Below are 24262 nucleotides of genomic sequence, written 5' to 3' on the forward strand. Positions count from 1 at the left end.
CCAACTTTTATGTTGGGAATAGTTTTTTTGTATGTATACGTTTTGTTATCCTTGTGATTGTAATAAATGGATAACGTTATCTAATTAATCCTCACTTTTTTATGAATCTGACACCTATCTCAGTGAAATTCGATATAGGAGACGGTCGTATCGTGACCATCGAGACCGGCAAGTTGGCCCGTCAGGCTGACGGAGCGGTAACGGTGCGTTTGGGGAATGCAATTCTGCTGGCCACTGTGGTAGCGAATAAAGAACCTAAACCCGGCCAGTCCTTCTTCCCACTTACTGTTGACTACCAGGAAAAATTTGCTTCTGCCGGCCGCATACCCGGATCTTTTTTCAAACGCGAAGGCAGACTATCCGATTATGAAGTCCTGATCTCCCGCCTGATCGACCGTGCATTACGCCCACTGTTCCCCGACAACTATTTATGCGAAGTACAGGTACTGGTTACACTCATCTCTTCTGATCCTGAGGTAATGCCCGATGCACTGGCCTGCCTGGCCGCATCTGCTGCACTCGCCGTTTCTGACGTGCCCATCCAGGAGATCATCTCCGAAGTACGGGTAGCCCGCATTGAAGGCAAATATGTGATCAACCCGAACCGTACCGATCTGGCCAAAGCCGATATGGACTTCATCATTGGTGCTACTGAAAAGAACATCATGATGGTGGAAGGGGAGAGCAAAGAGTGCCAGGAAGAAGACCTGATCGCTGCTATCGAGGCTGCACACGCCGCTATCAGGGTACAGGTAAAAGCACAGGAAGAACTGCGCGACCTGAAAGGCGTGAAAGGCAAACGCGAATACACGCTGCCTCATCAGAACGAAGAACTGAAAGCAAAAGTGACCGCTTTTGCGAAAGATAAAATTTACGCGGTAGCGAAATCCGCTTCTGCCAAACATGACCGCAGCGATGCGTTCAAAAAAATCGCGGAAGAGCTGAAAGAAAGCCTCGGCGAACTGCCGGAAGAAGATGCACCGCTCGTAGGTGAATACTTCCACGACCTGGAGAAAGAGGTGATCCGCAACATGATCCTCGACGAGTCTGTCCGCCTGGACGGCCGCGCGCTGGACCAGGTGCGCCCGCTGGCGATGGAAACAGACATTCTGCCTTCCCCGCACGGCTCTGCCCTGTTCACCCGTGGTGAAACCCAGTCCCTCACGACTGTTACCCTGGGTACACCTGAAGATGAGCTGCTGATCGAAAGCGCTGCTACTTCCAACTACTCTAAATTCATCCTGCACTACAACTTCCCGCCATTCTCCACCGGTGAGGTGAAAATGATGCGCGGCCCAGGCCGTCGTGAAGTAGGGCACGGTAACCTGGCCATGCGCTCCCTGAGGCAAATGATGCCTGGTTCCGATTACGCCTACACCGTACGTGTAGTATCCGATATCCTCGAGTCTAACGGTTCTTCCTCCATGGCGACCGTATGTGCCGGCTCACTGGCGCTGATGGACGCAGGTGTGCCGCTGCCAAAACACGTTTCCGGCGTGGCCATGGGCCTCATCTCCCGTGCGTCTGACGGCAAATGGGCGGTGCTGACCGACATCCTGGGTGATGAAGATCACCTCGGTGATATGGACTTTAAAGTAACCGGTACCCGCGACGGTATCGTAGGTATCCAGATGGATATCAAAGTGGACGGCCTGAGCATGGACGTAATGCGCTCCGCACTGGCACAGGCAAAGAAAGGACGACTGCACATCGTGGAAGCGATGTATGCTGTTGTTCCTGCTGCCCGTCCTGAACCAAAACCACACGCACCACGTATGGAGAAGATCATCATCGACCGCGAATTTATCGGCGCAGTGATCGGACCGGGTGGTAAAATCATACAGGAAATCCAACGCGAAACCGGTACTACCATCAATATTGAAGAGGTAGGCGAAACCGGTGAAGTGAGCATCTTCTCTTCACAGAAAGAGAGCCTGGACAAAGCCGTGGCATGGGTGAAAGGCATCGTAGCCGTTCCGGAAGTAGGAGAGGTGTACGAGTCTGTTGTTAAATCCATCATGCCATACGGCGCTTTCGTAGAGTTCATGCCTGGCAAACAAGGCCTGCTGCACATCTCCGAAGTATCCTGGAAACGCCTCGAAACTATGGAAGGCGTACTGTCTGAAGGTGAAAAGGTAAAAGTAAAACTCACCGGTACCGATCCTAAAACCGGTAAGTTCAAACTGAGCCGTAAAGTGCTGATGCCGAAACCGGAAGGATACGTAGAACGCGAAGAAGGCGATCGCGGCGAACGCCGTGATCGCGGTGATCGCGGTGACAGACGTGACCGTGGCCCTCGCGACGACAGACGCGGTGGCGGTGACCGTGACCGTGGCGACAGACGTGGTCCCCGTGATGACCGTGGCCCTCGTGATGACCGCGGCCCTCGCCCTGAGCGCCAGGACTTCCCGGAAAAACCACAGGAACCTACCTTCGACGAAGAATAGTTCCGGGTTTTACCCAACACAGTTTATAACTGAAATTAAATAAACGAGAAAGCAGCTACTGTCTAGTGGCTGCTTTTTCGTTTACTGGCGGAAACAAAAAAGGCATCTCCCGGAGATGCCCTTTTTATTTGTGTCATCGGAATGGCTACCTGTGCGTGATCTGCTCTACGCAGAAAGTGCTCTCCCGGAAAATCTCTTTGCCGTTGTTCATCCGGAATACCCGGTAGTTGTTGTTATTGATAGGCTCAAAGATGAGCTTGTATGCCGGTTGTACGATTTTGCTGCCCCTTTCCACGAGTTTCAGGTTGCCAGTGGCCAACAGGTCGGGCAGTATCTCTTCCACATAAGGCATCAGGATGCCGCAATCCTCCGCCCACAGCAGGTTCATCCTGTCCGTCCGGAAATTGATCTCTTTATTGAGGGTGTCTTCCAGGAAACAGTAGGCTTTCAGGAAGTGGTTGGCCATATCGTTGGCATTGAGCTTTGCAAACTGGATGTTCCGGAATACTTTGTTGCTGTTCTTGTTGTTGCGCAGCGTGGTGTCCATCGTGATCATATAATCGAGCAGATGCTGCCGGTCGAAGATAAGGACAACATTGTCTCCCTGGTAAACTACAGAGTCTCTGAAGGGTTCGGACGGCGGCTGTACTTTAATCACTGTTTGTGCCGTGGCGGCCCATGAGCAGGCAATGCCTGCGAGCAGGAGCAGTAATGTTTTCATAGGTAATATTGGTTAATTTTTACATGTCAAATATAATAATATTAATATAAAATGTTATAAATTAGCCCCGGGTAAATATTTTCTTACTATTTCGCCGTACCGGTGGTTGTTTCGGGCAAATCATTATATTTGCCACATATGTCACATATTGCCATTACGCTGCAGGCCAGCGCTGAACAGGCCGACCTGCTGGTTGCACAGTTATCGGATGCGGGTTACGAGGGATTTGAGGAGCAAACGGACCAACTGATCGCCTATATTCCGGAAGCTGATTTTGAAGAAGTATTATTGCAGTCGATTCTTTTACCTTACGGTATTACCTATACGAAAGAGACCATTCAGCAGACAAACTGGAATGCGGTGTGGGAGAGCAATTTTGAGCCTGTGCAGGTAGATGGCTTTTGTGGCATCAGGGCCGGTTTTCATCCGCCTTTTACGCCGGCGCCTACCTATGAGATCGTGATCACGCCCAAGATGTCATTCGGTACCGGGCACCATGCCACTACCTCATCTATGATACGGTTGATGCAACATCTTTCATTTGAAGGGAAGAAAGTGTTCGATTTCGGTACCGGTACGGGGATTCTGGCCATTCTGGCCGACAAGATGGGAGCAGCAAAGACAGACGCGATTGACTATGACGAGTGGGCGGTCAACAATACGCTGGAGAACATTCAGACCAATTATACGCAGCATACCACGGTATGGCAGGCTGACAACCTGGATGCGGTGACGGACACATACGATATCATACTGGCCAACATCAATCTGAACGTACTATTGCGCTTTATGAATGATATGCGCCGTTTAATGGCACCCGATGGCATCCTGCTGCTGAGTGGTATTATGCCCTCAGACGAACAGCAAATACTCGCCTCGGCTGTTCCGGCGGGTTTTGTGTTGCTGGATAAAATAGAAAAAGACAACTGGCTGGCACTGAAACTGAAGGCGTCTGGAAAGGAATAGTTTTAAATTTTATATGAAAAGTGCTGATAATCCAACTTTTGTGTTACAAACTTTTCTAATGTTTGCTTAATTTTAACACAGAATTTGTTATCTTAGCAATCCTAACTTATAGTGATGACAGAAATTTTATTGCTTTTTTGTGCTTATCTGATCGGTTCAGTACCTACAGCTGTATGGGTAAGTAAAGGTGTCTTCGGGATGGATATCAGGGAATATGGCAGCGGTAACGCCGGTGCTACCAACACATTCCGTGTACTGGGCCCCAAAGCAGGAACTTTTGTGATGGTAGTAGACATGTTGAAAGGTGTACTGGCGGTGCGGTTAGCATATCTCGTTTCTTACTATCACGACCCCGAGCATCTGACACAGCTGGTGAACCTCCAGATCGGTCTGGGCCTGACGGCCGTAGTAGGGCACATTTTCCCAATCTGGGCCAATTTCAGGGGCGGTAAAGGCATCGCCACACTGTTCGGCCTGGTACTGGCCATTCAGCCGGTAGTAGCGCTGTGCTGCGTGGGCGTATTTCTGATGATCCTGTTCCTGACACGTTATGTGTCCTTAAGTTCTATCATCGCCAGCATCGCATTTCCTGTCCTCATCCTGTATATCTTTAATGAACCTGAAATATACTACCGCATCTTTGCCATCGCTGTGGCGCTGATGGTCGTATTAACACATCAGAAAAATATCACCCGTCTGTTGAAAGGTAACGAGAGCAAAGTTCCTTTGTTCAGGAACAGAAAGGAAAAACATTAATTCAGCTATTAGGCTATAAACATCGAAGCATAAAGTAGAAAGCCGGGCCAGCCGAAGTGTGCACGCTTTTTGCTTTATGCTTTTCTGCATTATAAATTTGATTCACCCATGAAAAAGATCGCACTTATCTTTACTGCCGGCATCGGGCTGTTAGCAGCGTGTACACGCGTACCTATTACAGGCCGCAGCCAGTTAAACCTGCTCCCCGAAAGCACCATGCAATCCATGGCCCTCCAGGAATACCAGTCATTTCTCTCTTCCAACAAGGTAGTGTCGCAAAGCACCAATAAGGACGCGGAAATGGTAAAAAGAGTAGGACAAAGGATTGCCGCCGCTGTTACTGCGTACATGAACCAGAATAACATGGGCAACCAGATAGCTGACTATAAATGGGAATTCAACCTCGTAGATAGTAAAGAAGTGAACGCCTGGTGTATGCCGGGAGGAAAAGTAGTGGTGTACACCGGACTGCTGCCCGTAACGCAGAACGAAACAGCTTTAGCCTGTGTAATGGGACACGAAATTGCCCACGCCATCGCCCGCCATGGTAACGAACGTATGAGCCAGGGACTGGTGGCACAAGGCATCCAGGTGGCAGGTTCCGTAGCCCTGGGTAAAAACCCCACCGCTGTCAACCTGTTCAACCAGGCCTTCGGCGTAGGCGGTAACCTCGGTATCATGGCCTTCTCCCGCCAGAACGAACTGGAAGCCGACCACCTCGGTGTTATCTTCATGGCAATGGCCGGTTACAACCCGCAGGAATCCATTCCCTTCTGGCAACGCATGGCCAACATGAGCCAGGGCCAGAAACCACCGGAATTCATGAGCACCCACCCGAGCGACGCCAGACGTGTACAACAGCTTCAGCAACTGATGCCGGAAGCCATGAAATACTACAGGCCCAGATAATACCATGTGGAGATTTTTTGATTTAAGATTTTTTGATTTACGATTTTTTGATTTTGTAAACAGATAATAAAGAAGCCCGAAGCGAGTACAAATCACTTCGGGCTTCTTTATTAAAAAAATTACTGGCTGCGTTGAATCGCGAAATCAAAAAATCGTAAATCAAAAAATCGTAAATCAAAAAATCCGTAAATCAAAAAATCCGTAAATCCCTACATATCTATCTCGATAACCTTTTTGTTCTTCTGTATTTTTGTCTTCTCCGGCACATGTGCGAGGATTTCCTTCTTAAAAGCCTCTATCAGCGCCTGTTTGATAAAATGCCGATGGGTAACAAGACTGATTTCCCTTACCGGCTCCGGCGTTTTAAAATAACGTACCATGTTCAGCTGACGGCTGCTCAGGTCCTGTAATGACAGTTCCGGTAAAATGGTATAGCCTTCGTTGAGGTCTACCATCCGTTTGAGCGTTTCCACGCTGCCGGTATTGTACTCAAGGTTCTTGTGCTCGCCCATGGTGAACTTGTCCTTGCAGATGTTCAGCACCTGGTTACGCATACAGTGCCCTTCGTTGAGCAGCCACACATCCTTCAGCTCCAGTTCTTCCGCCCGCACGACTTTCTTTTCATACAGCGGGTTGCTTTTGGCGGCATACACTACAAACGATTCATAAAACAGCGGATGCTCCTCCAGGTGCGGGTTATGCAACGGTGTCGCCAGCAGGCCGCAATCCAGCAGTTCCTGCTTCAGCTGCTGAATAATCTGTTCTGTAGGATATTCCCATATTTCCAGTTTTACCCTGGGATATTTTTTCATGAAACCGGTCAGGATACGGGGAAGAAGATAAGGCGCAAGGGTAGGGATGATGCCCACTTTCAGGTTGCCCTGAACTTCCTTTTTCTGGTCGGCGATAATTTCCCGGATACGGGCATTTTCCTTCAGGATAATCCTCGCCTGCGCTACTACCGCAATACCGATTTCGGTGGGGACCACAGGCAGTTTACTGCGGTCAAATAATTTAATGCCCAGCTCATCTTCCAGTTTTTGTATCTGCATACTCAGCGTGGGCTGCGTTACGAAGCATTTTTCCGCCGCTACCACAAAGCTCCGGTAGGTGTCTACCGCAACAATGTACTCCAATTGAACCGTTGTCATACTGCAAAGGTATTGATAAAATCTATAGGAAACATCTTTGGAATCATAATCAGAAGGGCAGTCATCTGCGGATGGCTGCCCTTCTGATATCGTAAAAATTTTGTTGAATGCGTGTATTAGAAGATCCGGTAGCGATACTTGATTTTTTCTGTATTGCTATACAGTTCCCGGATATTGATAGATGCCTGTATCTCTTGTACGGCGTCGGTTTTCAGGCTGCGGAATTCCGCCTGTTTGTTGTCGATAACGCTTTTGTCAGCCAGCCCGTTGTCCTGTGCAATCTTCAGCGAGTTGTTCACCTTGGTGTAATAAGAATCCAACAGGGTGAAGTATTCGTTGTAAAGATTTTCGAAACGTTTGGTTTGCAGCACCAGGTCTTCCAGCTGATTGTTCACCTCTTTCAGATTGGGGTTTTCCCGCAACAGCGACTCATAGTCGATGCGTTTGTTTTTAGTGTACTTTGTTTCCAGCTGACTAAAATATTCTACCACTTTCTCTTTTTTGAACTCGTAAAAATATTCGTTCATCGTCTGGCTCAACGGCTTGGCGCCTTTCTGCGGTGCCGGGAACTTCAGGGAAGTAGTGGTAAACGAGAGGTGGTCAAACAAATTGTCCTGCAACAGGCTGAGCTGGTCCTTGTTGAAATTGAGGCCATACTCAAATTTCTGGTTGGCATCGTTCAGCGCCGTATAGTACACAACATATTTGTTCAGCTCTTTTTCAAAATCCTGCAGTGACTTCTGATTAATCTGCTTGTTATTCACACTGACGCTGTGCAGGAAGTTCATCACCGAGTTGGCGATGGCCAGCGGTGGCGTCAGGGAGGTAAAGCTCTGGAAAATAGGGCTGTTGATAATGGATTTGGTAGACTCCACTATTTTGGAATTTTTTTCGCCCTTAGCGGATTTGTTTTTCAGGATGATTTTTTCCACCAGTTCCACGATGCGGTCACTCAGAGAGAACCCTAAAGCCTTGCTTTCAGGGTTGTTGAGCGAGGTAATGAATACATCGAGGTTATTGGTAGTGGTACGTGATTTCAGGTCAATGATTTTTTTATTGAGCAGGTAATACGTCTCGCTGGCATTGATAATATTGTTTTTAATGAGATCGTACTTACTGATATTATCGATCTCTTTACCCTGCAGTAGTGCCTGGATCGCGTTGGAGTTGGTTTTATCATTGTCCGTGATACGTTGCATTTCTTCCACCAGCTTGCGGATGGTGGTGTCCTGCGTTTTGATGACCGGAGAGGTAATGGCTTTTAATTCCGGGTCCTGGGCTTGTGCGGCCTGAAAGGTTAACAAAAAGATAAAGGGTGCAGGCAGCACTTTCATCCATTTGATAGCGCGGGAAGTTTTTCCGGGCTGTACTAACGGTAACGAATTATTACAAGTGGCCCCCAAACCATTGCCATGCTTCATTTCCGTTGGTAGGTGTTTTAACATGTTCTTTTTGCTTTTTGTTAACAAAAATTTTAGAAAATATGATGCCAAAATCATCAAGCTACAAAGATAAATAATTAATAATAGTTAAAATTAAATCATGATGACTGGTACAACATGGGCATTTGCGCAATATATTTTGAATTATCCGCAGGTGAGTTACCTTTGCACTCAAATTTGATCCACTTTCATGCTGAATGACAAAAAGATAGTGGTTGTATTACCGGCCTACAACGCAGCACTTACACTGGAGAAGACATTCCGGGAAATCCCTTTCGACATCGTGGACGATGTGGTACTGGTAGACGATGCCAGCAAGGACGATACCCTGGAAATAGGAAGACAACTGGGGATTAGGCACCTGATCCGCCATGACAACAACAAGGGATATGGCGGTAACCAGAAATCCTGTTATAACAAGGCGCTGGAACTGGGCGCAGACGTGGTGGTAATGCTTCACCCGGACTACCAGTACACCCCCAAGCTGATCACTGCCATGTGCAGTATCATCGCCAACGGGCTGTACCCGGTTGTTTTCGGTTCCCGTATCCTCGGTAAAGGCGCTCTCAAAGGCGGAATGCCGCTGTATAAGTACATATTTAACCGTATGCTTACGCTCACGCAGAACATCCTGATCGGCCAGAAGCTGAGCGAGTACCACACCGGTTACCGTACCTTTTCGGGAGAAGTGTTGCGGAATATCAACTACATGGCCAATAGTGACGACTTTGTATTTGATAATGAAATGATTTCGCAGATATTCATGAAAGGATACGATATTGCGGAAATAACCTGCCCGACCAAGTATTTTGAAGAGGCTTCCAGCATCAATTTCAAAAGGAGCGCCATTTATGGCCTGGGTGTATTAAGGGTGTCTTTACAGCACCGTATGCACATGTGGGGCCTTTATAAAGGAAAAATTTATTAAAAAATTCGTATAGTCAGTGAGTTTAGCGCAGCAGTATCGATTAGCTACCAAATACATCCGGTATTATTTTACCGCAGGAAACCGTCATGATGTTCATTCCCCTTTCGTTTTTTCGCTGATAGAAGACGTTTTGCTGGATAAAAGCCGTCATGACGCCTTCGGTGAGATAGAACAGCTGCGCAAACAACTGCTGGCCAGCACCGAAACCCTGCAGGTCACCGACCTGGGGGCCGGCTCCCTTATTTCGTCCGGCAATGAACGGAAAGTCAGCGATATTACCCGTTATGCCGCCAAACAGCCTAAATTCGGGCAGCTGTTCTACCGGTTGGCGCAGTACCTCCAACCGAAACAACTGCTTGAATTAGGGACTTCTATGGGCCTTTCCACGGCTTATATGGCCAAGGCTGTGCCCGGTGCGCAGGTATATACTATTGAAGGCTGCCCTAATATTGCCGCCAGAGCCCGCAAAAACTTTGATGCGCTGCAGTTGCACAACATCACGCAGGTAACCGGTAATTTTGACACGGTATTGCCCGATGTGCTTCGCCAGATACAGCGGCCGGACTGGGTATATATCGATGGTAACCACCGCAAAGACCCTACACTGGCCTATTTTGAACAGTGCCTGCAACATGTGCACGAATATTCCCTCCTCATTTTTGACGACATCCACTGGACCCCGGACATGGAAGCTGCCTGGCATACCATCCAGGAACACCCGGAGGTGACCATGACCATCGACCTGTTTTTTATAGGGCTGGTGTTCTTCCGGAAAGACTTCAAAGTGAAACAACACTTCACGCTGAAATATTAAAAAAATTTAAAAATACCGGTTAACAGGTAGTATATTAGGAACAAATTCCTCATATGAACTACTTCAGATACCTGCTGGTTTGCTGTAGCCTTTTGCTGACAGCCACCGGAAGCCAGGCACAGGACCTCAGCGCCTTCAGTTACGAAAGCTATTACCGCCAGGGCGATACCCTGCGCTATCGCCTGCTCATGCCGGTGAATTACGACGTCCACAAAAAATATCCGCTCATCGTTTTTCTGCACGGCGCAGGGGAGCGGGGCTACGATAACAACGCGCAGCTGTTGCATGGCGGCACTATGTTCCTGCGCGACAGTCTTCGGAATAATTACCCGGCTTTCGTACTGGCGCCGCAGTGCCCTACCGGCAGCTCCTGGGCGCCCATGAAGCTCAAACGCGACAGTCTGGGCAGGATCGTGGCAGGTGAATTTCCGCTGGATGCACCGGCGCCACCGGCCATGACGGCACTTAATTCCCTGCTGGACAGCCTGTTGGCCAGTGGTAAAATCGATACCAAAAGAGTGTACATCGGTGGCCTGTCTATGGGTGGCATGGGCACCTTCTACATGATCACCAAAAGACCTGAATTGTTTGCCGCCGCTTTCCCGATCTGCGGCGCCGGTAACACAGAAGAAGCCGGCCGTTTCGCCCGTAAGGTGCCGGTATGGATTTTTCACGGCGGGGCTGACAACGTAGTGCCCGTGGAAGCATCCCGCGCCTATGACACCAAACTGAAATCACTGCGCGCGGAATACAAATACACTGAATACCCCGGCGTAGGGCATAACAGCTGGGACAATGTGTTCGTTGAACCGGACCTTTTCCGGTGGCTGTTCGCTCATAAAAAGAAATAATGCCTCGCAGGACTGAAGCCCCTGGCGAAAACCAGTCCCCATTTTGTATAGAAGCATGCTCGTACCGTAAATTCGCACCAGGTACGCCCATTCCAACATAAAAAACGGCAGCCCAACCGGGCTGCCGTTGCTTTGTAAAACCTTTTCGGGTCAAATCAATATCACTTCATCTTCCAAAAAAGAAAGGTTTTATTCATCACATTCATCCATACGCCTCTTGCCATTCTAATCTTCATGTATCAAGCAATCGCATTTATCTCCGTATTGATCTCCTCATTTATCTCCGCTGAACCAGTCGAATCAGCACCAATCATGTACATCCATGTTCATCATGGTGTTCCGCCAAGTGATCTGTACAGGGATACCAGTCCCTGGTACATGCCTTTGCGGGTATTTACCAGCGCCAGCTCTGCTTCCAGCACGCTTTTCTGCGCGGTGATCACCTCCAGGTAATTGGCATAGCCGGTGGTGAACAGAATATTGGCGGTGGATACGGCCTGTTGTAATACCAGCACTTCTTTGGATTTGAGGGAAAACGCCTGTTGCTGGTTTTCCACTTTATTCAGTGCGGTGGCCACTTCCTGGTAACCGTTCACAATAGTCTGCTGGTATTCATAAAATGCCGTGTAGGCGTTAGCGGTAGAGATGTTGTATTGTGCTTTCAACTGTTTTTTGTTGAAGATGGGGGCGGTGATGCTGCCCAGTGCGCCCCATGCGATAGACGCGGGGGATTTAAACAGCAGGCCGGCTTTGAAAGCATTGAAGCCCGCGTACGGTGAAATAGTAAGGCCGGGAAAGAAAGCGGCCCTTGCGGCTTTTACGTCGGCTTTGGTGGCGCTCAGTTCCAGCTCCGCCCGCTGGATATCGGGCCGGTTCAGCAACAGGTTGGCCGGGATGCCGGAAGGGATCACCGGTGGCTGATAGGTGCTGTCTACCACGTCGGACACGGGACTGCGCTCAATATGCTGCGGCAGCCTGCCCATCAGGGCGTTGAGTTGGTTTTCGATCGAAGCTATTTCCTGTTTTACGCCGTATTCCAGGGCCTGGGTGCTCAGCAGCTGGGCGGTGAACTGCTGCACGGCCAGTTCGGTGGCGCGGCCGGCATCTTTCTGTATATGTACCGTGGCGACAGCTGTCTCCTGTAGTTTAATGTTGCGGTGGATGATGGCCAGTTCGTTGTCCATGGCCAGCAACTCGTAATAGAGGCTGGTAATACCTGCCACCACCTGTGTGGTAAGCAGGCGCCGGGCTTCGCTGGTAGCCAGGAAGCGGGCCATAGTGGCGTGCCGCTGTTGCTTCAGTTTACCCCAGAGATCAATTTCCCAGGAACTTCTGATACCCACGAAGTACTCTGGTGTCGGATCTGTTCCTACCCGCTGATCGTCGTTGATGTTGGGCGATTTGTTGGTATCAAAGTTACCCACGCCGGTCATGGTATAGTCGGCGAAGCGGTCTGCCCCGGCGGTTACCGACAGGTTTACAGCGGGCAGCCATGCATTCCGCGCCATCATCAGGTTGGCCTGTGCAGCGGAGATACGGCGGGTGGCGGCCAGCAGGTCGTAGTTGTTCAACAGCGCGCTGTCGATCAGGTTCTTCAGGTGCTGGTCCTGGAAGATGCGGTCGAAGCTGGCCAGTGTTATGGTATCAGCATCCGGTGCGGTGGTAACGGGTGTTACCTTGCGGTCCGGCAGCTGTAGTTCTTTCTGGGTGGTGCAGGCGCCGACGCCCGTCAGCAGACAGGCGCCCAGCGCGTATTGATATATTCGTTTATTCATTGGTGTAAGCTTTCAGTTCAACATTCTTTTTCGGAATCATAGAGGCAAACAGCACATAGAGGCCGGGGATGATGATCACACCGAAGAGGGTGCCTATCAACATGCCGCCGGCAGCAGCGGTACCAATGGACCTGTTACCCATAGCGCCCGCACCTGAAGCGATACACAACGGGATCAGACCGGCGATGAAGGCAAAGGATGTCATCAGGATGGGCCTCAGCCTGGACACCGCGCCTTCTTTGGCGGCTTCGAGCACGGAAGCGCCATGTTTATTACGCAGGATGGCGAATTCTACGATGAGGATGGCGTTTTTACCGAGCAGCCCCACCAGCATGACCAGCGCTACCTGTGCATAAATGTTGTTTTCCAGTCCCACCAGTTTCAGGGAGATGAAAGCCCCGAAGATACCTGCAGGGAGTGACAACAGTACCGGCAGCGGCAGCAGGAAGCTCTCATACTGCGCGGCCAGCAACAGGTATACGAACACCAGTACGATGGCGAAGATGTAGATGGCCTGGTTACCGGAAAGGATCTGTTCACGGGTCATGCCGCTCCATTCGTAGCTGAAGCCTCTGGGCAGTTCCTTTGCGGCTACTTCCTGTACGGCTTCAATCGCCTGGCTGCTGCTGTAGCCGGGGGCTGCGTCACCGTTGATCATGGCGGCGGTGTACATGTTGTAGCGGGTGAGCTGCTCCGGTCCGTATACGCGTTCCAGTTTCACGAAGTCCGCGTAGGACACCATCTCGCCCCTGTCGTTTTTAACATGCAGTTTGAGCAGGTCTTCCGGCTTGGTCCTGTAGGCAGGATCGGCCTGTACCATTACTTTATACATCTGCCCGAAGCGGATGAAGTTGGAGGCGTAGTAGCTACCCATCAGCGTTTGCAGGTTTTTCATGGCATTTTCAATGCTGACGCCTTTTTTGGCGGCCATGCCCTGGTCCACATGGATAAGGTATTGCGGGAATTCGGCGTCGAAGCTGGTGAAGGCGGCGCCTATTTCAGGGCGTTTCTTCAGCGCGTCGATGAACTTGTTGGTAATTTGTGCCGTCTGCCGGAGGTCGCCGCTGCCGCTGCGGTCCAGCAGGCGCAGTTCGAAGCCGCTGGCGTTACCGAAACCGGGCACGGTAGGCGGCGGGAAGAACTCGATGCTGGCATCTGCAATGCCGGCGGACAGCTTTTGCAGTTTGGTGATGATATCGCTCACGGTGGCTTTACGCTGGTCCCATGGTTTAAGGTTCACCATGCCCATGCCGTAAGAGGCCCCTGCCACTTCGTTTACAAGGCTGTAACCGGCGAGGGTGGACACGGATTCCACATCGTCCAGCTGGGCGGCGATGGCCTGTATCTGGTCCAGCACATCTTCTGTGCGTTCTACGGTAGCGCCCGGAGGGGCCGTCACGTTCACGTAGATCATGCCCTGGTCTTCTGTGGGGATGAAGCCGGAAGGCAGGATGGCGCTGGCCCCCCAGGTGGCCACAAAGAAGCCTACGAGGGCTATCAGGGTGATGATTTTGCGGCCGGCGATGAAGCTCACCAGTTTGGCGTATTTATTTTCGGTAGCGGTATAGCCTTTGTTGAACCCGTTGAAGAAACGCTGCAGCAGGTTCTTTTTACGTGGTTTGCCGTGCGTGTCTTTGAGCATGATAGCGCAGAGTGCAGGCGTTAACGTTACCGCGTTGATACCGGATATCACGATGGAGATGGCGAGGGTGAGGGAGAACTGCCGGTAGAACACACCCACGGGGCCGGAGAGGAATGCTACCGGGATAAACACGGCAGACATTACCAGCGTGATGGCCACGAGTGCGCCGCTGATTTCTCTCATGGCGGCGATGGTGGCTTCCATGGGCGGGAGGTGGTCTTCACTCATTTTTACGTGCACGGCCTCCACTACCACAATGGCGTTGTCTACCACGATACCGATGGCCAGTACCAGCGCGAAGAGGGTGAGCAGGTTGATGGAGAAGCCCATCATCTGCATGAAGGCCAGCGTACCGATAAGGGCCACGGGCACCGCCAGTGCGGGGATGAGGGTAGATCGGAAGTCCTGCAGGAAGATGAACACCACCACGAATACGAGCAGGAACGCTTCAAAGAGGGTGCGTACCACCTCATGGATGGAGGCGTCGAGGAAGCGGGACACGTCATAATTGAAGTTGTAGGTCATGCCCGGAGGGAAAGAGGTGTTTTTCATCTCTTCCATCTTTTGCTTCACATTGGTGATCACCTCGCGGGCGTTGGAGCCGGGCCGCTGTTTGAGCATGATGGAGGCAGAGGGTTTGCCGTCTGTTTTGGACACCATGCTGTAGGTGAGGGAGCCGAATTCCACTTCTGCAACGTCTTTGAGATGGAGTACCGATCCGTCGGCGCCGGCTCTCAGTACGATCTGCCTGTATTGTTCCGGTTCAAAGAACTTGCCGGTATAACGGAGCACATATTGCAGCAACAGTGGATTTTTATCGGAGCTTTCGCCGGTTTTACCGGGAGCGGCTTCGATGTTCTGTTTGCGGATAGCGTCGATCACTTCATCGGAAGACACGTTGTAGGCCAGCATGCGGTCTGGCTTGAGCCACACGCGCATAGCGTATTCCTTGGCGCCCATGATTTCGGCGCGGCCTACCCCGTCAATACGTTTCAGTTCCTGCAATACGTTGATATCAGCGAAGTTGTAGATGAACTGTTCATCCAGTGAGGTGTCTTCACTCATCACGTTGAGATACAGCAGCATACTGTTCACTTCTTTCTCTGTGGTAACACCGGCTTTGATCACCTCTTCGGGCAACTCGTCGATAATGGTGGCCACCCTGTTTTGTACGTTTACGGCGGCCTGGTCGGGGTCTATACCTACCTGGAAGAATACCTGGATAACGGTGATGCCGTCGTTACTGGATACGGACGACATGTACGTCATGCCAGGGACCCCGTTGATCGCGCGTTCCAGTGGTGTAGACACCGCTTTGGCGGCTACTTCGGCATTAGCGCCGGTATATTTGGCCGTCACGGTCACAGAGGGCGGTACGATATCCGGGAACTGGGTGACCGGCAGCGTGAAAAGCGCCAGCAGGCCTATCAGGGTGATAATAAGCGATATGACCAGTGATAACACCGGTCTTTTAATAAATATTTCAAACATTGATCTCTCTTTTACAGCTAATAAGCAGGGTGATTTATATTCTCAGCAGACTGTCCATCGGCACCGTGCGGGGGGCGATCTGTACGCCGTCGCGGATGTTGCGCACACCTTCGCATACGATGCGGTCGCCGGCTTTAAGGCCGGATTTCACGATGTAGAAATGAGAGAACCGGGCCTGCGGAACGAAATTCCGCATCGTTACCTTGTTGGAAGTGTCTACAACGAAGACATAGTTTTTGTCCTGCATTTCAAACACCGCTTTCTGCGGGATGATGATAGCGCTGTCGATTTCCGAGGTGAGCCGCACTTTGCCGCTGGCGCCATGTTTCAGGAGCTTGGCGGGGTTGGAGAAGCGGGCCCTGAAGGCGATGGAGCCGGTGGTTTCCTCGAATTCGCTTTCCATGGTTTCAATTTTGCCGACGTTCGGATAATCGCTGCCGTCAGCGAGTACGAGATGTACCTGGTTGTAGCTGTTGTCGCCTTTGGCGATGGCTTTGCTGTATTGGAGATATTCAGTTTCGGAAACGTTGAAGTAGGCGTACACTTCACGGGTGTCTGACACGGTGGTCAGCAGGGCGCCTTCGCTGATGAGGCTTCCTTTTTTCAGCGGTAAACGGTCAATAACGCCGTCGAAAGGCGCGCGGATACTGGTATAGGAAAGGCGCATGGAAGCGTTGCTTTCGGCGGAACGGGCTTCGTCGATTTTAGCCTCTGCTGCGGCAAGGCGGGCCTTGGCCACTTCCAGTTCAGAGGCGGCGATCACTTTTTTCTCTACCAGCATTTTCACGCGTTCCAGCTCAAGCGATGCTGATTTCGCTTCCGCTACCATACTACTGAGGACGGCTTTGGCTTTGGTAAGCTCGGCGCTGTATTCCGCATCGTTGATGCCAAACAACAGCTGCCCTTTTTTTACTTCCTGTCCTTCATCCACATAAATTTTATCCAGAAAACCACTCACACGGGCACGTATTTCCACATTCTGAACGGCTTGTATATCGGTAACATATGTACGATGCAGCATGGTGTCCTTTATCACAAGACTGGTAACAGGTAATGATTTCAGGTCCTCATTTCCGGTACTTTCTCCTTTGGTGACGCAACCTGCCACGAATAACGCGAGCAGTGATGCGTAAATCCCTGTATTTTGACGCATAGATATAACAATATTGGTTCCGGTGAATGCCGGAAGTTTAGTTCTAACACATAGGAAGGCACATTCCGCGTCAAAAAGCGGCAATGGTTATCATCTCCCTAAAAAAGTAAAAAAGAAATCAATAAAAAACGAAAGGGAGCGTGTACTCAGAATGGCGTAAACCGGAAGAGAAAACTGTAGTAGGCAGGTAAAAAAGCCTTCTGCCGGGCATATTCGCCTGGCAGGTTTTCTTTGATGAGGCAGTATTGGGACGAACCGCTGTCATCCATATAACCCACACGGGTGGCTATACTGAATTGTTGGGAGGAAGCGCTGAGGTAGTACCGCGTTTTACGGCGGTGTTTGGTTGCATGGATGCATTCCCGGTCATCTGCGGCGTCATCGGCTTCGATGTGCGGCGGCAGTTTGGAGGCCAGGTGTTCAAGATAATCTTCGAGCGCCGCCTGCCGGTGGATCTGTTCAAACAACAGGTGTTTGTGCGCAGCCAGCGAGGGCAGCACGCTTGCTGTTAGCTGTGCTATTAACAACAGACAAACAAACATCCAACGTTTTCGTATGTGTGACGATATGCTCACAGAGCACAAAATTAATTTATTTTTTGATTTGCTTATTTGGTATTTGATAATCGGTATGTTACCTTTTTTTAAAATGGTATGAAAAAGGGTTGGCGAGCGCCAACCCTTTTTCATTGAGCAAGATTATAATTATATGTTAAACTATTGTTTGATGGCCTGCATCGCGGCTTTGGCAGCCTGGATGGTGGCATCAAGCTCTTCTGTGGTCAGCGCATTGCACATAAACCAGCTTTCGAAGGCAGATGGCGGCAGATATACGCCACGTTCCAGCATGGCATGGAAGAAACGGCGGAATAGTTCGTTATTGGCAGCGGAGGCGCTGGTGAAGTCAATAATCGGATATTCGGTAAAGTGTACGCTCAGCATGGAGCCCAGGTTATTGATCTGGTACACGCTGCCGGAGGCGCCAAAGGCTTCGCGGAGGCCTTTCACCAGGTAATCGGCTTTTTCCTGCAGCTGCTGGTAGATAACGGGGTTATCATTCAGCGTTTGCAGCAGGGTATAACCGGCGATCATGGCGATTGGGTTGCCGCTCAGGGTGCCTGCCTGGTATACTTTCCCGGCGGGTGCCAGGTGCTCCATAATCGTTTTGGGCCCTGCCACCGCACCTACGGGCATCCCGGCGCCGATAATTTTACCGAAGGTCACCAGGTCGGCGCGGATGCCGAACAGTTCCTGTGCGCCGCCGCGGGCGAGACGGAAGCCAGTCATCACTTCGTCAAAAATGAGCAGGATGCCGTTGGCATCGCAGAGCTGGCGCAGCCCTTCGAGGAATCCCGGCTGGGGCAGGATACAACCCATATTACCGGCCACTGGTTCTACGATGATGGCGGCGATCTGTTCCGGATGGTCTGCGATCAGCTGTTCCACGGCCGGGAGGTTATTATAGGGTGCGGTCAGTGTATCGTCTGCCACGGTGGCTGTTACCCCGGGAACGGACTGTATGCCGAGCGTGGCCACGCCGCTGCCGGCGCTTACCAGGAATGCGTCTGCATGGCCATGGTAACAACCTTCAAACTTGATGAATTTGTTGCGGCCGGTATAGCCACGGGCCAGCCGGATGGCGGTCATACAGGCTTCGGTACCGGAGTTCACCATACGCACCATGTCAATATTGGGAACCATGCTGACAATGAGCTCCGCGATTTTTATTTCCAGTTCTGTAGGCGCGCCAAAGGAAGTGGAGAAGGCGGCATATTCCTGGATGGCTTTTACCACCGGTTCGTAGGCGTGGCCGAGGATCATGGGGCCCCAGGAATTGATGTAATCAATATAGCTGTTGCCGTCCACATCATACATAAAAGCGCCTTGCGCGCGCTGCATGAATACCGGTACGCCACCTACGCTTTTGAATGCACGTACGGGGGAGTTTACGCCGCCAGGGATGACCTCTTTGGCTTTCCCGAATAACATTTCACTTTTGCTGTAGCTGTACATGAAAGGAAATTATTTTATTTAAATATTTTATACAGATAGATCTCCTGCAAGATACTGAATTAGGCATTCAGCAGTCTTACGGCATCTTTCGCGAAATAGGTGGCGATCAGGTCGGCGCCGGCGCGTTTGATGCTGGTCATGCTTTCCAGGATGGCCTTGTTCTCGTCGAGCCAGCCGTTTTGCGCGGCGGCCTTGATCATGGCATATTCGCCGCTGACATGGTAGGCGCTAACGGGAACGGTTGTACGGTCTTTGAGGATGCGCATAATATCGAGGTAGGCCATGGCGGGCTTTACCATCACGATATCGGCGCCTTCCTCGATGTCCATCAGTGTTTCCTTGATCGCTTCGCGGGAATTGGCGTAGTCCATCTGATAGGTCTTTTTGTCGCCGAAGCCGGGAGCGGAGTCCAGCGCATCACGGAAGGGACCGTAGAAGCAGGAAGCATATTTGGCACTGTAGGCCATGATGCCTGTTTTGTCGAAGCCGTTTTGTTCAAGGATATTACGGATCGCGAGGATGCGGCCGTCCATCATGTCGCTGGGCGCCACGAAATCAGCGCCGGCCTGTGCGTGGCTGAGGCTCATACGGGCCAGTACTTCCACGGTAGGGTCGTTCACGATTTCGGTGCCTTCCACGATACCATCGTGGCCGTAGCTGGAGTAGGGGTCCAGCGCCACGTCTGTCATCACTACCATTTCCGGAACAGCATTTTTGATGCCGCGGATGGCGCGCTGCATCAGCCCGTCCGGGTTCACCGCTTCGGTACCTTTGTTATCTTTAACGCTGTCGGGCGCTTTCACAAAAAGCAATACACTTTTAATGCCGAGGCTCCATAATTCTTTGGCCTCCCGGATGGTGAGGTCCAGTGAATACCGGAAATAGCCGGGCATCGAGCTGATCTCTTCCTGCACATTTTCTCCTTCAGTTACAAACAGGGGGGCGATGAAATCGCTCGGCCGCAATATTGTTTCTGCTACCATTGCACGAATGGCAGGGGAGGTGCGTAGGATACGGTTTCTTCTTATCATCATTTTATTTTCGAATTTTTTTATTTTCGAATTTTTTGATTTACGGATTTTTTGATTTGCTTAAGTTATCCTTAGCTGTTTTGGCTGTTGCATTAAATATCAACACTAGTTCTTTCGCTTCTTTTATCAGTGTGTTGGCCATCGCAGAAGCAACAATCCGCGTAGCTATCAGAATTTCCAGCCAGTATAACGATTCATCAGCTTCTTCCAGCACTACTTTTATTTTATATATAAAATCGGGTCTGGATTTGGCGCGGCAGGCAGCTCTGTAATTAGCACCAACACTACCGGCTGATCTGATTAACTGTTTGGCGATTTCATATGCAGCGGCATTTTTAGGTAAAGTCTCACATAATTGAATAACAGCAATATGAAACTTTTGGGTTCTTTCCTGTAAAGTGAACTTATCCATGGATATTGAGGGTTGGTTAACAAATCAACGGTTAGTTAATTTACCAAAAATCCGCAATAACCCATTTTATATTTATTTGATCTCCTACCTCATATATCCCCAAAATCCCCAAATCCCCAAATCCCAAAATCAAAAAATCCCCAAATCCCCAAATCTCTAAATATTAATCCAGTCGCGCGGCTTCAGCCATTCGGTGAGCTGCGCTTCGGCGCTTCCGGGTTCCGGATGGAAGTCATATTCCCAGCGGGCTACCGGCGGAAGGCTCATCAGGATGGATTCTGTACGGCCATTGGTTTTTAACCCGAACAAAGTGCCGCGGTCGTGAATAAGATTGAATTCCACATAACGGCCACGTCTATACGCCTGCCAGCTTCTGTGGGCTTCGGTATAGGGGAGGTCTTTTGTTTTCTCCACGATGGGCAGGTAGGCCTTCAGGAAAGCGTTACCGTTGGCTTTGGAGAAAGCGAAAAGTTCTTCTGCGGTTTTTTCCGCATGGGGGCGGAGGTAATCGTAGAAGATACCGCCGATGCCGCGGGCTTCGTTATTGCGGTGTTTATTCACGAAATATTCATCGCAATGTTTTTTGTATTTCGGGTAGAGGTCTGTGCCGAAGGGGTCGCAGGCCTCTTTAAACGTGCGGTGGAAATGGTGGCCGTCTTTTTCATCGAGATAATACGGCGTAAGATCGGCGCCGCCGCCAAACCAGCTGTCTTTCAGCTGTCCGTCCTGGTCATACAGTTCGAAATAGCGGAAATTGGCATGTACCGTGGGCACGAACGGGTTGAGCGGATGGATCACCAGGGAGATGCCGCAGGCCATGAATTTGCTGTTGTTTACGCCAAACTGTTGCGCCATTACTTCCGGCAGGTCGCCATGTACCACGGAGGTGCTGACGCCGCCTTTTTCAAACACGTTGCCGTCGGCGATCACGCGGGAGCGGCCGCCGCCGCCGCCGGGACGTTCCCAGTGGTCTTCCCGGAAGGTGGCTTTGCCATCTGTTTTTTCGAAGGCGCTGCATATTTCATCCTGCAGGTCCCGAATAAAGGTGATGAATTCGTTTTTGATGCTCATGATGGTTTAGCCGTGTGCTTTAACAGTTTCAACAAATGCTTTGGCATGGTCTACCGGTACGTTGGGCAGGATGCCGTGGCCGAGGTTGGCGATATAGCGCTGACGGCCAAAGCCTTTCAGCATTTCCTTCACTGATTTCTCAATTTCAGGGATGGGCGCCAGCAGTTTGGCCGGATCGAAGTTGCCCTGCAGGGTGATGTTGCTGCCGGCAAACTGGCGGGCCAGCTCCGGTTTAATGCACCAGTCGATACCGAGGCCGTGGGCGCCGGTGGCGGCCATGTCTTCCAGCGCAAACCAGGCGCCTTTGGCAAAAACGATGGTCGGGCAAACGTCTTTCATCGCTGTTACGATCTGGCGGATGTATTGCAGGGAGAAGGTTTCAAAGTCCACCGGGCTGAGCAGGCCACCCCAGGAGTCGAATACCTGTACGGTATCTGCACCGGCGGCCACCTGTGCTTTCAGGTAAGCGATGGTGGTATCGGTGATCATCTGCAGCAGCTGATGGGCTACGGCAGGTTGCTGGTAACAGAAGGCTTTGGCTTCATCGAAAGTTTTGGAGCCTTTGCCCTGTACCATATAGCAGAGTAATGTCCATGGCGCACCAGCGAAGCCGATCAGCGGTACGCGGCCGGCGAGGGTCTGTTTGGTGAGCTTCAGGGCATCGAACACATAATGCAATCTTTCGTGCACATCGGGAACGCATAAACGTTGAAGATCGTGCGCGCCTTTTACCGGCTGTGGCAGCAGGGGGCCTATTTTTTCCACCAGCTGTACTTCCATGCCCATCGCCTGCGGCACCACGAGGATATCGGAGAAAATGATGGCGGCATCCACCCCTACCTGGTCTACCGGCATCACGGTGATTTCAGTGGCCAGTTCAGGATTTTCGCAGCGTTCAAAGAAGCTATATTTATCACGCAGTTTGATGTAATCCGGTAAATAGCGGCCTGCCTGACGCATCATCCATACGGGCGTGCGGGAAACAGTTTCGCCTCTAAGGGCCTTCAGCAATAAATCATTCTTCAATGCGCTCATTCGTAGCAATTAATGTTGTTAAAGTAAAATATAGCTGTTGTCACCATGGACTCCGCATCGGTGACGGGGGCCATGATGATCTTGTTATCGGTGTATTCCCTCAGGAGGGTGGCGGTGGTGCGGCCGATGGCAAAACATACGGTCTTCAGCGGCAGCCTGTTGGCGGAAAAATAGCTTTTTACCGCACTGGGACTGAAGAACATGATCCCGTCGTATTCATCGGCCACCACGGTGGGTGTGGGAATATTTTCGTAGATCACGTATTCGTTGACTGTAATACCTGCATTCCGTAGGCCTTGCGGCAGTTCATCGCGGCGTTGGTTGCCGCAGAAAAAATGTACTTCGCGGATATTGCCCAGCGCGATGATGGCGGCTGCCAGGTCTTTGCCATAGGAGGCTTCCGCGAGGATGGGATTCTCCGGCAGTTCCTGCTGTAAAAGTTGTTTGGTATTGCCGTTTATGCAGCAAACAGGATTGCTGATGACATAAAACGTATCATTATGAAGATAATATCTCAGAAAGATATTGGCCGCATGTGCGCTGGTAAAAACGATCGGTATCGTGTTGTCGCTGAATATGCGGGTCATATTTTCTTCTCCCAGCAGATCGTTGTTGGCCAAAGGTTTTATCTGGATAAAGTCCTGTACTTCCACGGCAATACCGTGATCGCCGGCTTCGGCGATCAGGTTTCCAGGCAGGGGCCTGGTACACAGTATGCGGTATTTGGCATTATCTGGCATTTCTGATTTCAGCTACTACTTCAGCGCCGCCCTGTGCCATAATTTCCTCCGCGGCGGCCTGGCCGAGGTGTTGTGCGGCTGTAGCGGGCACTTCGCGGCTGATGGAGAAGAACCGGGAGCCGTCGAGGCTGCAGAGTTCTCCGCTGAAGTGTATGGTATTATTATCTATATGAGCGTAAGCGCTGATAGGGGTGGTGCATCCGCCCATCAGTGTACGCAGGAATTCGCGTTCGATAGCAGTGGCGAGGGCTGTTTCCGCATGGTTAAAGGCGGCACAGGCTTCGCGGCAGAAGGTGTCGTCTTCGCGGCATACGGCCACTACGGCGCCCTGTGCGGGAGCGGGCAGCATCCAGTCCAGGTCTATGGCATTGGACGGGCGTACGTTGATCCTTTCCAGTCCGGCCACAGCGAAGATGGCGCCGTCCCAGTTTTCCGCTGCCAGTTTCTGCAGGCGGGTGTTGACGTTGCCGCGCAGGTTGTGCAGCAGGTGTTGCGGATATTTCCGCAGCCACTGTGCCTTGCGGCGTACGCTGCTGGTGGCGATATTAGCCACATAGCCCGGCTGATCGAGGAAAGCGGTATCGTTTTTATATACCAGCAGGTCTTTTACCGGTCCGCGTTTTAACACGGCTGCCTGTACAATCTGTTGGGGCAGCTGGGTGGGCACGTCTTTGAAAGAGTGAACGGCGATGTCGATGCGATTGTTGAGCAGCGCCAGGTCGAGGCTTTTGGTGAAGATGCCCTGCACGCCGATTTCGTACAGTGGTGTAACGAGGTCGATGTCGCCTTCGCTTTTGATGGGCACGAGGGTTGTTTTGTAGCCCTGTGCATTGAGCAGATCATTAACCTGGTGTGCCTGCCATAAGGCCAGCTGGCTTTCTCGTGTGCCTATCCTGATAATTTTGTCCATGATGA

At 51.0% G+C, this 24262-nt stretch carries 21 protein-coding genes; 7 read left to right on the forward strand and 14 right to left on the reverse strand.

The features are described from left to right. The first annotated feature begins 101 nt into the window (after positions 1-101). Positions 102-2447 carry a polyribonucleotide nucleotidyltransferase gene (locus B5D63_RS03245; protein WP_078667321.1) on the forward strand — a complete coding sequence of 782 codons (2346 nt, stop codon included), beginning with the start codon at positions 102-104 and terminating at the stop codon, positions 2445-2447. Positions 2448-2592: 145 nt separating this feature from the next. Here the strand turns inward: B5D63_RS03245 and B5D63_RS03250 are convergent, their stop codons facing one another. Continuing rightward, positions 2593-3168 (reverse strand): hypothetical protein, encoded by a 576-nt coding sequence (locus B5D63_RS03250; protein ID WP_078667322.1) that lies wholly within the window; start codon positions 3166-3168, stop codon positions 2593-2595. Positions 3169-3306: 138 nt separating this feature from the next. Here B5D63_RS03250 and prmA point away from each other — a divergent pair, with 138 nt between their 5' ends. From prmA to B5D63_RS03265, 3 genes are all read left to right on the forward strand, one after another. Next, the gene (prmA, locus tag B5D63_RS03255) at positions 3307-4134 is read left to right on the forward strand and encodes a 50S ribosomal protein L11 methyltransferase (RefSeq protein WP_078667323.1); all 828 of its coding nucleotides are present in this window, start codon (positions 3307-3309) and stop codon (positions 4132-4134) included. Between the two features lie 114 nt (positions 4135-4248). Next, a complete protein-coding gene (plsY, locus tag B5D63_RS03260; RefSeq protein WP_078667324.1) occupies positions 4249-4890 on the forward strand; it encodes a glycerol-3-phosphate 1-O-acyltransferase PlsY in 642 nt (213 codons plus the stop codon). 108 nt (positions 4891-4998) lie between these two features. After that, positions 4999-5799 (forward strand): M48 family metallopeptidase, encoded by an 801-nt coding sequence (locus tag B5D63_RS03265; RefSeq protein ID WP_078668523.1) that lies wholly within the window; start codon positions 4999-5001, stop codon positions 5797-5799. A gap of 209 nt (positions 5800-6008) precedes the next feature. Here the strand turns inward: B5D63_RS03265 and B5D63_RS03270 are convergent, their stop codons facing one another. After that, a complete protein-coding gene (locus B5D63_RS03270) occupies positions 6009-6950 on the reverse strand; it encodes a hydrogen peroxide-inducible genes activator (protein ID WP_078667325.1) in 942 nt (313 codons plus the stop codon). A gap of 116 nt (positions 6951-7066) precedes the next feature. After that, positions 7067-8395: a hypothetical protein gene (locus B5D63_RS03275; protein ID WP_143312748.1), complete on the reverse strand. Its 1329-nt coding sequence runs from the start codon at positions 8393-8395 to the stop codon at positions 7067-7069. A 187-nt stretch (positions 8396-8582) separates the two neighbouring features. Between B5D63_RS03275 and B5D63_RS03280 the strand changes: the two genes are divergently transcribed. From B5D63_RS03280 to B5D63_RS03290, 3 genes are read left to right on the forward strand one after another with little or no spacing between them, the layout of a single operon-like run. Beyond that, positions 8583-9320, forward strand: coding sequence for a glycosyltransferase family 2 protein (locus B5D63_RS03280; protein ID WP_078667327.1), 738 nt, complete (start codon positions 8583-8585; stop codon positions 9318-9320). Between the two features lie 16 nt (positions 9321-9336). Beyond that, positions 9337-10134 carry an O-methyltransferase gene (locus B5D63_RS03285; protein ID WP_078667328.1) on the forward strand — a complete coding sequence of 266 codons (798 nt, stop codon included), beginning with the start codon at positions 9337-9339 and terminating at the stop codon, positions 10132-10134. Between the two features lie 53 nt (positions 10135-10187). Then, positions 10188-10985 (forward strand): carboxylesterase family protein, encoded by a 798-nt coding sequence (locus B5D63_RS03290; RefSeq protein WP_078667329.1) that lies wholly within the window; start codon positions 10188-10190, stop codon positions 10983-10985. Between the two features lie 329 nt (positions 10986-11314). On the opposite strand, the gene B5D63_RS03295 is transcribed toward B5D63_RS03290, so the two are convergent. The 11 genes from B5D63_RS03295 to hemC form a co-directional block, all read right to left on the reverse strand. Then, positions 11315-12760 (reverse strand): TolC family protein, encoded by a 1446-nt coding sequence (locus B5D63_RS03295; protein WP_078667330.1) that lies wholly within the window; start codon positions 12758-12760, stop codon positions 11315-11317. Then, the gene (locus B5D63_RS03300) at positions 12753-15893 is read right to left on the reverse strand and encodes an efflux RND transporter permease subunit (RefSeq protein WP_078667331.1); all 3141 of its coding nucleotides are present in this window, start codon (positions 15891-15893) and stop codon (positions 12753-12755) included. Before B5D63_RS03300 ends, B5D63_RS03295 begins: the two co-directional genes overlap by 8 nt. Positions 15894-15927: 34 nt before the next feature. Further along, positions 15928-17046 carry an efflux RND transporter periplasmic adaptor subunit gene (locus tag B5D63_RS03305; protein WP_078667332.1) on the reverse strand — a complete coding sequence of 373 codons (1119 nt, stop codon included), beginning with the start codon at positions 17044-17046 and terminating at the stop codon, positions 15928-15930. Between the two features lie 146 nt (positions 17047-17192). Further along, the gene (locus B5D63_RS03310; RefSeq protein WP_143312749.1) at positions 17193-17621 is read right to left on the reverse strand and encodes a hypothetical protein; all 429 of its coding nucleotides are present in this window, start codon (positions 17619-17621) and stop codon (positions 17193-17195) included. Between the two features lie 141 nt (positions 17622-17762). Further along, positions 17763-19058 (reverse strand): glutamate-1-semialdehyde 2,1-aminomutase, encoded by a 1296-nt coding sequence (gene hemL / locus B5D63_RS03315; RefSeq protein ID WP_078667334.1) that lies wholly within the window; start codon positions 19056-19058, stop codon positions 17763-17765. Positions 19059-19117: 59 nt separating this feature from the next. Further along, positions 19118-20092: a porphobilinogen synthase gene (gene hemB / locus B5D63_RS03320; RefSeq protein WP_262488128.1), complete on the reverse strand. Its 975-nt coding sequence runs from the start codon at positions 20090-20092 to the stop codon at positions 19118-19120. 37 nt (positions 20093-20129) lie between these two features. Beyond that, on the reverse strand, positions 20130-20501 hold the full coding sequence (locus B5D63_RS03325) for a four helix bundle protein (protein ID WP_078667335.1): 372 nt from the start codon (positions 20499-20501) through the stop codon (positions 20130-20132). A gap of 156 nt (positions 20502-20657) precedes the next feature. Next, on the reverse strand, positions 20658-21572 hold the full coding sequence (gene hemF, locus B5D63_RS03330; RefSeq protein ID WP_078667336.1) for an oxygen-dependent coproporphyrinogen oxidase: 915 nt from the start codon (positions 21570-21572) through the stop codon (positions 20658-20660). A 6-nt stretch (positions 21573-21578) separates the two neighbouring features. Beyond that, the gene (hemE, locus tag B5D63_RS03335) at positions 21579-22607 is read right to left on the reverse strand and encodes a uroporphyrinogen decarboxylase (protein WP_078667337.1); all 1029 of its coding nucleotides are present in this window, start codon (positions 22605-22607) and stop codon (positions 21579-21581) included. Then, positions 22604-23347: a uroporphyrinogen-III synthase gene (locus B5D63_RS03340; protein WP_078667338.1), complete on the reverse strand. Its 744-nt coding sequence runs from the start codon at positions 23345-23347 to the stop codon at positions 22604-22606. Before B5D63_RS03340 ends, hemE begins: the two co-directional genes overlap by 4 nt. Further along, positions 23337-24257 carry a hydroxymethylbilane synthase gene (gene hemC, locus B5D63_RS03345; protein ID WP_078667339.1) on the reverse strand — a complete coding sequence of 307 codons (921 nt, stop codon included), beginning with the start codon at positions 24255-24257 and terminating at the stop codon, positions 23337-23339. Before hemC ends, B5D63_RS03340 begins: the two co-directional genes overlap by 11 nt. Positions 24258-24262: the final 5 nt, after the last annotated feature.

Source organism: Chitinophaga eiseniae (assembly GCF_900167135.1).
Taxonomy (GTDB): Bacteria; Bacteroidota; Bacteroidia; order Chitinophagales; family Chitinophagaceae; genus Chitinophaga; species Chitinophaga eiseniae.

What these genes read in the sequence shown, in the direction of transcription:
- B5D63_RS03340 (WP_078667338.1), bottom strand. Translation starts at nt 23,347, where the DNA reads ATGCCAGATAATGCCAAATACCGCATACTGTGTACCAGGCCCCTGCCT.
- B5D63_RS03250 (WP_078667322.1), bottom strand. Translation starts at nt 3,168, where the DNA reads ATGAAAACATTACTGCTCCTGCTCGCAGGCATTGCCTGCTCATGGGCC.
- plsY (WP_078667324.1), top strand. Translation starts at nt 4,249, where the DNA reads ATGACAGAAATTTTATTGCTTTTTTGTGCTTATCTGATCGGTTCAGTA.
- B5D63_RS03275 (WP_143312748.1), bottom strand. Translation starts at nt 8,395, where the DNA reads ATGTTAAAACACCTACCAACGGAAATGAAGCATGGCAATGGTTTGGGG.
- B5D63_RS03270 (WP_078667325.1), bottom strand. Translation starts at nt 6,950, where the DNA reads ATGACAACGGTTCAATTGGAGTACATTGTTGCGGTAGACACCTACCGG.
- hemL (WP_078667334.1), bottom strand. Translation starts at nt 19,058, where the DNA reads ATGTACAGCTACAGCAAAAGTGAAATGTTATTCGGGAAAGCCAAAGAG.
- hemE (WP_078667337.1), bottom strand. Translation starts at nt 22,607, where the DNA reads ATGAGCGCATTGAAGAATGATTTATTGCTGAAGGCCCTTAGAGGCGAA.
- B5D63_RS03265 (WP_078668523.1), top strand. Translation starts at nt 4,999, where the DNA reads ATGAAAAAGATCGCACTTATCTTTACTGCCGGCATCGGGCTGTTAGCA.
- B5D63_RS03325 (WP_078667335.1), bottom strand. Translation starts at nt 20,501, where the DNA reads ATGGATAAGTTCACTTTACAGGAAAGAACCCAAAAGTTTCATATTGCT.
- B5D63_RS03280 (WP_078667327.1), top strand. Translation starts at nt 8,583, where the DNA reads ATGCTGAATGACAAAAAGATAGTGGTTGTATTACCGGCCTACAACGCA.
- B5D63_RS03290 (WP_078667329.1), top strand. Translation starts at nt 10,188, where the DNA reads ATGAACTACTTCAGATACCTGCTGGTTTGCTGTAGCCTTTTGCTGACA.
- B5D63_RS03305 (WP_078667332.1), bottom strand. Translation starts at nt 17,046, where the DNA reads ATGCGTCAAAATACAGGGATTTACGCATCACTGCTCGCGTTATTCGTG.
- hemF (WP_078667336.1), bottom strand. Translation starts at nt 21,572, where the DNA reads ATGAGCATCAAAAACGAATTCATCACCTTTATTCGGGACCTGCAGGAT.
- prmA (WP_078667323.1), top strand. Translation starts at nt 3,307, where the DNA reads ATGTCACATATTGCCATTACGCTGCAGGCCAGCGCTGAACAGGCCGAC.
- hemC (WP_078667339.1), bottom strand. Translation starts at nt 24,257, where the DNA reads ATGGACAAAATTATCAGGATAGGCACACGAGAAAGCCAGCTGGCCTTA.
- B5D63_RS03295 (WP_078667330.1), bottom strand. Translation starts at nt 12,760, where the DNA reads ATGAATAAACGAATATATCAATACGCGCTGGGCGCCTGTCTGCTGACG.
- B5D63_RS03245 (WP_078667321.1), top strand. Translation starts at nt 102, where the DNA reads ATGAATCTGACACCTATCTCAGTGAAATTCGATATAGGAGACGGTCGT.
- hemB (WP_262488128.1), bottom strand. Translation starts at nt 20,092, where the DNA reads ATGATGATAAGAAGAAACCGTATCCTACGCACCTCCCCTGCCATTCGT.
- B5D63_RS03300 (WP_078667331.1), bottom strand. Translation starts at nt 15,893, where the DNA reads ATGTTTGAAATATTTATTAAAAGACCGGTGTTATCACTGGTCATATCG.